Here is a 1,037-nt window from a genome sequence, read left to right as displayed (position 1 = left end):
CTTTATATGCGTGATCCCATAGGGATAGGAAATGATTGAATACAAAGCGAGAACAACCTATCGTTTTATTAATTAGAATTGCTTGTGCATGATTTGGATAGATACGAAACTTAAAGGCTTTATTAATTATCATTTGATTCGCCTCCATTTCGGTATATGAATATTATACACCAAACGTACATTCGATGGATAGTGAAGTAACACTTTATGTATGTCGAACAATTAAGATGGCTTCCTGCCATCTCTTGTTCGAAGCCAATTCATCTCCCACCTACTCACTTCGCGTTCCTTGAGGAAGGAGTCTTCTTGGCTAAAATGATAAATCTCAATTCAAATACAGTTTGTACATCGTTATCATTCTACCTTCATCATAATCAAGTACATTATATTAGTAATTTTTTCTATTTCTATTGATAAGTATAAAAAGACTGCCTAATACACTTAATGAAAGCACAAAATATAACAATAAATCAGGTAGAAATTCTAAAGAAATTATATCTACTGATTGAAAAATAAAAATGGCAATGATACCTACAGATAAGATATTGTACAACACATTATTTGTTTTATATTGAATTTCTCTCCCTCTTTCGTCTTTTGCTTCATCACTGGACTGAAATTGTATTACGTACATCTGACTAATGAATATTACAACAAAAAATAAAATTTTTAACCACAACATATGACTCACTCCTCTTGATAATCGAACACGTCAGTTATTGGCTTTTCAAATGCGTTTGCGATTTTAAAGGCTAGAATTAGAGAAGGGTTATATTTATTCTTTTCAAGAGTAGCGATAGTTTGTCGACTAACACCAACCCTTTTTGCCAATTCTTCTTGAGTCCAACCCTTTTCTGCTCGACAAACTACAATTTTATTATGTAACAATAGGAACACCTCTTAGGAAAATTGTAATTTATTTCTTACAATTCGTAAAGTATTTTTTACAAATCTTTCAACAATTTAAAATTAAAATATAAAGATTTCGTGTTATAAGCCTCCAAATTATCCCCCTTATTGAACTCCCCCCACTTTCA

3 protein-coding genes are annotated in these 1,037 nt (G+C 31.4%); all 3 read right to left on the bottom strand.

Annotation, left to right across the window (positions count from 1 at the left end; translation table 11 throughout):
• Nucleotides 1-133, bottom strand: a 133-nt coding sequence (locus DT250_RS31275) for a helix-turn-helix domain-containing protein (protein ID WP_149214384.1), incomplete at its 3' end; no start/stop codon positions are given.
• A gap of 255 nt (nucleotides 134-388) precedes the next feature.
• Nucleotides 389-682, bottom strand: coding sequence for a hypothetical protein (locus DT250_RS31265; RefSeq protein ID WP_149214383.1), 294 nt, complete (start codon nucleotides 680-682; stop codon nucleotides 389-391).
• A 5-nt stretch (nucleotides 683-687) separates the two neighbouring features.
• Nucleotides 688-888, bottom strand: a complete 201-nt coding sequence (locus DT250_RS31260; RefSeq protein WP_141542188.1) for a helix-turn-helix transcriptional regulator — start codon at nucleotides 886-888, stop codon at nucleotides 688-690.
• Nucleotides 889-1,037: the final 149 nt, after the last annotated feature.

The organism is Bacillus sp. AR2-1 (assembly GCF_008368755.1).
Taxonomy (GTDB): domain Bacteria; phylum Bacillota; class Bacilli; order Bacillales; family Bacillaceae_G; genus Bacillus_A; species Bacillus_A wiedmannii.
The sequence above is the reverse complement of the archived record's forward strand: the minus strand, read 5'-3'. Positions and strand labels throughout refer to the sequence as shown.

Bases quoted from the DNA above. Each gene is read 5' to 3' on its own strand.
- DT250_RS31265 (WP_149214383.1), bottom strand. From the start codon at position 682: ATGTTGTGGTTAAAAATTTTATTTTTTGTTGTAATATTCATTAGTCAG.